The sequence below is a fragment of the Mesorhizobium sp. M7A.F.Ca.CA.002.09.1.1 genome, from assembly GCF_003998555.1.
Taxonomy (GTDB): Bacteria; Pseudomonadota; Alphaproteobacteria; order Rhizobiales; family Rhizobiaceae; genus Mesorhizobium; species Mesorhizobium ciceri.
Genome location: NZ_RZRR01000167.1, coordinates 1 through 7,937, shown reverse-complemented (window position 1 = coordinate 7,937; position 7,937 = coordinate 1). Strand labels below are relative to the sequence as shown.

Below are 7,937 nucleotides of genomic sequence, written 5' to 3'. Positions count from 1 at the left end.
GGCAGGGTCGATGCCGGTTGCCGGAGAAATAACAAGCATCACATCCGCGAACGCCTTGCCGAGCAGCGCGCCGAGGAACAGCGAGGCAAAGAACAGCCCGCCGCGAAAACCCGATCCCAGCGAGACCGCCGACGCCGCCAGCTTGAGCACGAAGACGCTGGCCACCACGGCCAGCCCGTAATTCATCGAGAATTCGCGATGCAGCGCGCCATGGCCGCTGGACAGCACCTGCGGCGTGATCAGCCCCAACAAGCCAACGATGACGCCGCCAATGACGGGGCGCAGCGACGCATCGATCGACAGCCTGGCGAAACCGCGCTCGATCAGCGTCACCAGATGCATGATGGCGATCGAGGCGGCACCGCCGAGCAGCCCGAGCAGCAGGAACGGCACATACTGGCTGGCGGTGAGCGCCGGCAGACCCGAAAGCTCGAGCGGGAAAGGCACCCCGCCGAACATTTCAGCGGTCAGCGAGGCTGAGATCGCGGCGGTCATGACAGGCGCGACATTGGCGACCGAGTAGATGCCGATGACCAATTCGAAGCCGTAGAAGGCGCCGGTCAGCGGTGCATCGAAGGCAGCGGCGATGGCGCCGGCCGCACCACAGCCGACCAGGATACGGACATCGTTGCGGCGCAGCCTGAAGATGCCCGCCAGCCGCGATGCCAGCCCGGAGCCAACCTGCGTGTAGCCGGCTTCCAGCCCGACCGAGGCGCCAAAACCGCTGGAGATCATCGTCTGGCCGGCGATGATGAAGGTGTCGGTCAGCGACATGCGCCCGCCATAGAGCGCATTGGCTTCGATCGGGTCGATCGGTGTGCGGAATTTCCGTATCCGGAGCCAGACCACCGTCAGCCCCAGCAGTATGCCGCCGATCGCCGGTATCAGCGCCTGCATCGGATTGGCGAGCGAGAACATGCCGGAAAGCCGGCCGCCAGGCTGAACGCCGAACAGCAGCCCGTGCAGGTCCTGCACGATCTGGCTCATCGCCGTGACCAATATGCCAGCCATGACGCCTACGACACCGGCGAGGATGACCACCACGATGCCGCGTGCCTCGAGCAGGGGCAACGACCTGATCAGCACCGCGCGCAGCCGGCGGGCGTAAACTTCGCTGTGGTTTCTGGAAAGCACCGGGGCGGCTCGCCGATATCGAAAGGCAGTGGAAAGCCAGCCTGATACGCCCGGCGGCACGGCATGGCAACCACAATGCCGACAGACACCACATTGGCGACAAGTGGACGCGATATCGATCGGGCCGATGGACCGTTCAGGTCGGCATGGGCTCGCCGGCTTCATAGAGTACGAGGTTGCGCTCGCCTATGCCGAGCGCCGGCCAGCTCGCACGCCAGTCCGCAATGTGCGGCGAGGCGAAGTGCGCGTCGAGCGCTGCCCTGTCGCTCCAGACTTCCGTGACCCGGATGAGCCCGGCATCAAAAACATCCTGCGCATAGGAATATTGGATGCAGCCGACCTCGGCGCGGCTGCCTGAAACCATGCGTTCCATTGCGGGCTTGGCTTCCTCAAATTTGTTTGGCGGCAAGCGGATGGTGCCGATGATCAGAAGCATGGGTTTCCCTTTCCTGGCGAGGCTAGCCGACACGGCGACCTGCGCATGATCGTTCGAACTAGCCAGTCTCCCACCCTCGCGCAAGCTTGGCGGACTACCCTCACAGGGCTGTCGCGCGCTCGGCAGTCTATGGGGTTTGAGGACGATATGGCGATCAGCGAAAGCATTCAGCCCGGCGCGGCCGCCAAGAACGGCCGCGACGTCTTCTTCGCCATCGGCATCGTCATCATACTTGCCGTGCTGTTCCTGCCGATCCCGGCTTTTCTCATCGATGTCGGCCTCGCCTTTTCGATCGCGCTTTCGGTGCTGATCCTGATGGTGGCGCTGTGGATCCAGCGGCCGCTCGATTTTTCGTCTTTTCCAACCGTGCTGCTCATCGCCACCATGCTGCGGCTGTCGCTCAACATCGCCACCACGCGCATGATCCTGTCGCATGGCAATGAAGGGACGCATGCCGCCGGCTACGTCATCGCCGGCTTCTCCAAGTTGGTGATGGCCAGCGACTTCGTCATCGGCCTCATCGTCTTCATGATCCTGATCGTGGTGAACTTCATCGTCATCACCAAGGGCGCCACGCGTATCGCCGAAGTCGGCGCGCGCTTCACCCTCGATGCCATCCCCGGCAAGCAGATGTCGATCGACGCCGACCTCTCGGCCGGCATGATCGACGACAAGACCGCGCAGCTGCGCCGCCGTGAACTGGAAGAAGAATCTTCTTTCTTCGGCTCGATGGACGGCGCCTCGAAGTTCGTCCGCGGCGACGCCATCGCCGGCCTCATCATCACCGCCATCAACATCGTCGGCGGCATTGCCATCGGCTACATCAGGCACGGCATGGGCATGGGCGAAGCCGCCGACGTGTTCATCAAGCTGTCGGTCGGCGACGGCCTCGTCACCCAGATCCCGGCACTGATCGTGTCGCTCGCCGCCGGCCTGCTCGTCTCCAAGGGCGGCACCCGCGGCTCGACCAACCAGGCGGTGTTCGGCCAGCTCGGCGCCCACCCGCGCGCCCTCTATGTCGCGGCATCGCTGCTGGTGCTGCTCGGCTTGATGCCCGGCCTGCCGCTGTTCCCGTTCTTTGCGCTCGCAGCCGGCATGGCCGGTCTCGGCTACGTCATCCCGATGCGCGCCAACCGTGTCCTCGCCGAAGCCGAGGCGATCAAGGACCAGGAAAAGGCGACCAAGGTCGAGGAGGAGAAGAACTCGGTCAAGGCCTCGCTCGCCACCGCCGAGATCGAGCTTTTGATCGGCAAGCAGCTGTCGACAAGGCTGCTGACGTCGCATCAGGAACTGGTTTTCCGCATGGGCAAGATGCGCAAGAAATTCGCCACCCAGTACGGCTTCGTCGTGCCGGAAGTGCGTGTCGCCGACGATTTCGCCATCCCGCCGAAGAGCTACCAGATCAAGGTGCACGGCACCGTGGTGGCCGAATACCAGATGCGCGTCGGCGAGATCATGGTGCTGCTCGGCAATCGCGACATACCCGAGATACCGGGCGAGGAAATCCGCGAGCCGGCCTTCGGCATGCGCGCCTATTCGGTGGTCGAAGCCTTCGCCGAGGATCTGAAGCGCGAGAACTACACCTTCGCCGACAACATGTCGGTGCTGCTCACCCATCTCTCCGAGGTCATCCGCAACAACCTGCCGCAGCTTCTGTCCTACAAGGACATGAAGGCGCTGCTCGAACGCCAGGACCAGGAATACCGCAAGCTCGCCGACGAGATCTGCACCACGCACATCTCCTATCCCGGCCTGCAGGCGGTGCTGAAGCTGCTGCTCGCCGAGCGCGTCTCGATCCGCAATCTGCACCTGATCATCGAGGCGATCGCCGAGATCGCGCCGCATGTGCGCCGCACCGAGCAGATCGTCGAACATGTCCGCATCCGCATGGCCCAGCAGATTTGCGGCGACCTGTCCGAGGGCGGCGTGCTGAAGGTGCTTCGCCTCGGCAACCGCTGGGATCTCGCCTTCCACCAGAGCCTCAAGCGCGACGCCAAGGGTGAGGTGCGCGAGTTCGACATCGACCCGCGCCAGCTCGAGGAGTTCGGCCAGGACGCGACCAAGGCGATCAAGAAATATCTGGAAGCCGGCGAGCGTTTCGTCCTCGTCACCGCGCCCGACGCCCGCCCCTATGTGCGCATGATCATCGAGCGGCTGTTCACCACGCTGCCGGTGCTCAGCCACGTCGAAATCGCCAAGGGCGTCGAGATCAGGGTGCTCGGAACCATATCGTGAGCGTGCTGTCGCAAGGCGTCGTCATCGCGGCGTTCCTCGCCTTCTGCCGCATCGGCGCCTGTTTCATGCTGATGCCGGGCCTGTCCAGCGCCCGCGTCCCGGTCCAGGTCAGGTTGTTCGTGGCGGTCGCCGCCACCGGCGGCCTGCTCGCCTTCCTGTGGGACAAGATCTTTCCTTTCGTCGACCCGCGCCCGCAGATCCTGGTGCCGATGATCATCTCGGAACTTCTGGTCGGCGGCCTGATCGGCGCCATGACCAGGCTCTACATGGAAGCCCTGCGCTTCATGGGCTCGGCCATCGCCATGCTGGTCGGTTATGGCGGCACCGGCGGACCGGCGATCGAGGAGCCCGAACCCCAGGCAGCCCTTGCCGCCATCATCTCGTTCTCGGCGCTGTTGATGCTGTTCGTGTTCGATTTCGACCACGAGATAATACGCGCGCTGGTTTCCTCCTACACGGTCGCGCCGGTCAACATCTTCTTCAACCCGCAGGCAGCCCTCGTCGATGTCACCGACACGGTGTCGGACACCTTCTTCCTGGTCATCCGCCTCGGCAGCCCGTTCGTCGCCTATGCCATTCTCGTCAATCTGACGATCGGCTTCGTCAACAAGCTGACCCCGCAGATCCCGATCTATTTCATCTCCCAGCCCTTCATCATCGCCGGCGGCATGATCATCTTCTATTTCGCCGTCGGCACCATGCTGTCGCTGTTCGTCGACGGCTTCGTCGACCTGACGCTGGCGAGATGACCATGAGCACGCGCAAGGACCGCCTGAAGAAACTGGTCAAGGTGCAGGAACAGCTGAAGGCGCTGCACGAAACCCGCCACGCCACCTTCCTTGCCGCGGCCAGTGCCGCCGAGGCTGAAGCCAGGGAACTGGTCGGCCATTTCGACCAGGCCGATTCGCTTTCCGCCCTGTTCCCCGATCTCTACCACCGCCGCATCGCCCAAGCGGTCGTGCGCCAGGAGGCGAACCTGGCAAGCGCGAAGCAAGAAGCCGGCCTCATCGCCGCCGCGACCGCCCGCACCAACATGGTTGAGCGTGCCTACAAGGACGTGCGCAACCGCGACGAGCGCGAACGCTCCGACCGCGAGCGGCTCGACATCATCGCGCAGAAGCAGGGCGAGGAGTAAGCTGAGGGTGTTCCGCTATGGGCCAACGGTGAGCGTCATTGACCAGGTTGCGAATGGCGGCAATCTCGGTCTTAGGGGCGGGCATGGTGGCTTCCTGAGAGCGGACATTGCAGGCTGCACATCGAGGTCCTGCCGCGCCATGACCAGTCGATGCTTCGGTCTGGAAGCAGCCGTTGAGCAGACGTTCATTGCACGGCGGCGGCCGCGGTGAAGATGTAGCCAACGCCATAGACGACCTTGATCGGCGCGGGCAAGCTGATGTGCTCCTCCAGTTTGCGGCGTAGCCGGCTGACGACTGCGTCGAGATGCCTGTTGTCGAAGTTCGACCTGGGACGGGCGACAAGCTCCACCAGATCCTCGCGCTGGCAGATTTCGCCGCTACGGTTGCAGAGCACGTTCATGAAGGCGAACTCGGCCGCCGTCAGTTTAAGCGAACGGTGATTGGGCGCGATCAGCATCCAGTTCGTGCCGTCCAGCACCCACCGATCGCTGCTGCCGTTGGCAGAGTCGGGCGGGGCTCCCGTCCGTCGCAGCAGGCTGCGAATTGCGGCGTCGATCTCGCGCAGCGTGCTGTGCTTGACCAGGTAGATGTCGGCGCCGCTCTCAAAGCCACGGATACGGTCGTCGCTGTCACCGAGCGCCGTCAGCATGATGATGCCGCAGGCATGTGATTTGCGGATTTCGGTTGCCAGATCGAACCCGTTCCCATCGGGCAGCCCGACATCGAGGATGATGACAGCGGGCGAGCTGCCGTTGGCCAGCGTCTGGCGCAATTCCCCTGCCGTGGCGACGCCTTCGGCCGTGAAGCCCGTCAGTTCCAGGAAATCCGCCAGATCCTTGCGCAGCCGGGGCTCGTCCTCGACGATCAGAATATGCGTCATGCGGTCAGTTCCTCGGGCGAAAGTCGATCCGTTGCCTCGCCTGCCAGAGGCAGGCTGACGATGGACGTAATGCCCTGGTCGTCGTTGGCGAGCAACTGCAGCTTGCCGCCGTGATAGGCCAGCAATTTGCGCGAAGAATAGAGGCCGAGACCGGTTCCGGTTACCGCCATCGTATTGGAGGCCCGGAAAAAGCGCCTGCCGATCTTGTGAAGCTCAGCCTGTGGAATGCCGATGCCACGGTCACGCACCCGAATGACCGCACTTCGACCTTCGCTGCGCACATCGATATCCACTGGCTGGTCCTCCGACGAATATTTGAGCGCATTGTCGATGAGGTTGATCAGGACCGTCGCCAGCATCTCGGGATCGGCGACAAGCGAAACGGCGTCGTCATCCGCCGTAAAGATCAGGCGCTCGCCGCGCCCGGTCATCCCGAAATGCAGCCGCACATCGGCAATAAGCAAACCGACGCGTATCATCTCCGGCTGAAACCCGCTGTCGCGATCATTGGCCATGAAGCGGTCGATCAGGGAAAACAGGCGATCGAGCGCCTCGCCAATGCCGGCAATCCGTTCTCGTGTCGCTTCGGGCGACTTGTGGCCGACAAGGCCGATCATGTCGGCCGCGTTGCGGATGATGGCGAGCGGGGTGCGAAACTCGTGGCTGACGACGCGCATGAAGTCCGCCTGCTCGTCGCGAAGCACACGTTCGGCCGCCAGGCTCGCGTTCAACCGGCTTTCCAGCCGTCGTCGTTCCCGTACCTCCCGCGACAGGGCGATATTTTTCTCCAGCAGCGCAGAGGACAGCCGCGAACTGACCATGAACAGCAGGCAGCCGAAAAAGGCGATCAGGAACAGCGCGCCCTGCAGCAGATACCAGGCGTTGCGGTCGGCCAGAACTGAGGCGCCTTGAAAATCGACCGGCAGCCGGTATTCGATGATGCTCTGGAGAACGCTAGCCGCGATATACTCGGCAAGCACACCGATCGTGATCCAGCGCAGGAGGGTTGGTTGCGTCCGGTCCCGCATCAGCCCAAGACACATCACCGACATCATCACGACCGTAAAGAAGGTCGATGCGTGAATGCGTATAGCAATGTCGCCTGGATCAATCGCGAGGGCGGCACTCCATGCGACAATTTGGAAAATCAGCAGTGAAATGCTGATCCAGGTATAGCGTGGCTGTCCCAGAAAGCGCGCCAGACCCTCGGCCAGCAACACCAGGCCTAGCTTGATGATCGTGTTGTGGAGCACGATGGCCCAGGCCGCCGGCTGCTCCCCACGCAGGAGAATCAGCAGCACCCCCGCCGCGATAGCGACGAAGCCGGCCGCAAGAAACTTCAACTCATAGAGGCGGCGCCACGCCAGCCACACAAACAACCAGGTGACGGCCTGCAGGCTTGCGGTTGCAAACGTAACAACCAGAACGGTCTTCAGATCAAGCATGGTCGAGTATTCGCACGGGGTTCCCCTGCCGCACCCCCCGATGCGCCAAATGTTGAATCTCGCAGGAGTTGTGCGGGGAGGCAAGCGCGATCCGCCCGTGCAAGAATTGGTCAGAATTCAATAGAATTGATCGGTGGAATTGTCGGGAGAGGACGTTTTATCATCGGCCGCGATCGTCTTGGTGGTTTCGCCGGGCGGATTGTGAGGAAGCAGTCGGGGCGATGTGCGTGGCGGACGCACGCGACCCGACGCAGCGGCAAGCGATGATTTTCGCGGGACGCCCGGCGATCGGGCCGGCCGCGGAATCGTTGCTTGCGGCACACGGGGGGAATTCCATGACAATTCGCGATCGTCGCTCGCTCATATCCCGCTTGTACTTTTGTGCTCCACGGCGCTCGCGGGGTCGTTGCTGCTGCCAGTCATCCTGACGGCGCCGGCGCATGCACAGGCTCTTTATGGTGCGACCGGAGGCAGGGGCGGTGATGGTGACGTAGACAGCAACGGCGGCGATGGTGGCGATGCAGGTGACGCCGGCGTCGCGGGCAACGGTCCGGATGCAGGGACCGGTGGGGCGGCCGGCACGCAGGCCATTCCAGACGGTGGAAATGGTGACAATGGCGGCTCCGGTGGCGGTGGTGGTGGCGGCGGCGGCGGTGGTTACAGCAATATCA

8 protein-coding genes are annotated in these 7,937 nt (G+C 63.3%); 3 read left to right on the top strand and 5 right to left on the bottom strand.

Annotated elements, in window-relative coordinates; translation table 11 throughout:
- Together EN994_RS10160 and EN994_RS10155 are read right to left on the bottom strand one after the other, a co-directional pair.
- Positions 1–1,134 (bottom strand): chloride channel protein (locus EN994_RS10160; protein ID WP_164745856.1); only part of this gene is annotated, 1,134 nt, incomplete at its 3' end.
- A 136-nt stretch (positions 1,135–1,270) separates the two neighbouring features.
- Positions 1,271–1,570, bottom strand: coding sequence for a putative quinol monooxygenase (locus tag EN994_RS10155; protein ID WP_063168928.1), 300 nt, complete (start codon positions 1,568–1,570; stop codon positions 1,271–1,273).
- Positions 1,571–1,717: 147 nt separating this feature from the next.
- Between EN994_RS10155 and flhA the strand changes: the two genes are divergently transcribed.
- From flhA to EN994_RS10140, 3 genes are read left to right on the top strand one after another with little or no spacing between them, the layout of a single operon-like run.
- Positions 1,718–3,805, top strand: coding sequence for a flagellar biosynthesis protein FlhA (gene flhA / locus EN994_RS10150; protein ID WP_063168929.1), 2,088 nt, complete (start codon positions 1,718–1,720; stop codon positions 3,803–3,805).
- Entirely contained in the window at positions 3,802–4,554 is a 753-nt protein-coding gene (fliR, locus tag EN994_RS10145; RefSeq protein WP_013529768.1) for a flagellar biosynthetic protein FliR, read from the top strand. Before flhA ends, fliR begins: the two co-directional genes overlap by 4 nt.
- A gap of 2 nt (positions 4,555–4,556) precedes the next feature.
- The gene (locus EN994_RS10140) at positions 4,557–4,940 is read left to right on the top strand and encodes a hypothetical protein (RefSeq protein WP_063168930.1); all 384 of its coding nucleotides are present in this window, start codon (positions 4,557–4,559) and stop codon (positions 4,938–4,940) included.
- Between the two features lie 185 nt (positions 4,941–5,125).
- Here EN994_RS10140 and EN994_RS10135 read toward each other — a convergent pair whose 3' ends face one another.
- The 3 genes from EN994_RS10135 to EN994_RS35340 form a co-directional block, all read right to left on the bottom strand.
- Positions 5,126–5,821: a response regulator transcription factor gene (locus EN994_RS10135; RefSeq protein ID WP_013529766.1), complete on the bottom strand. Its 696-nt coding sequence runs from the start codon at positions 5,819–5,821 to the stop codon at positions 5,126–5,128.
- Positions 5,818–7,350, bottom strand: coding sequence for a HAMP domain-containing sensor histidine kinase (locus EN994_RS10130; RefSeq protein ID WP_224621544.1), 1,533 nt, complete (start codon positions 7,348–7,350; stop codon positions 5,818–5,820). The genes EN994_RS10135 and EN994_RS10130 overlap by 4 nt, the downstream gene beginning before the upstream one ends.
- 76 nt (positions 7,351–7,426) lie before the next feature.
- A partial coding sequence (locus EN994_RS35340) for a hypothetical protein (protein WP_206530391.1) occupies positions 7,427–7,937 on the bottom strand: 511 nt, incomplete at its 5' end.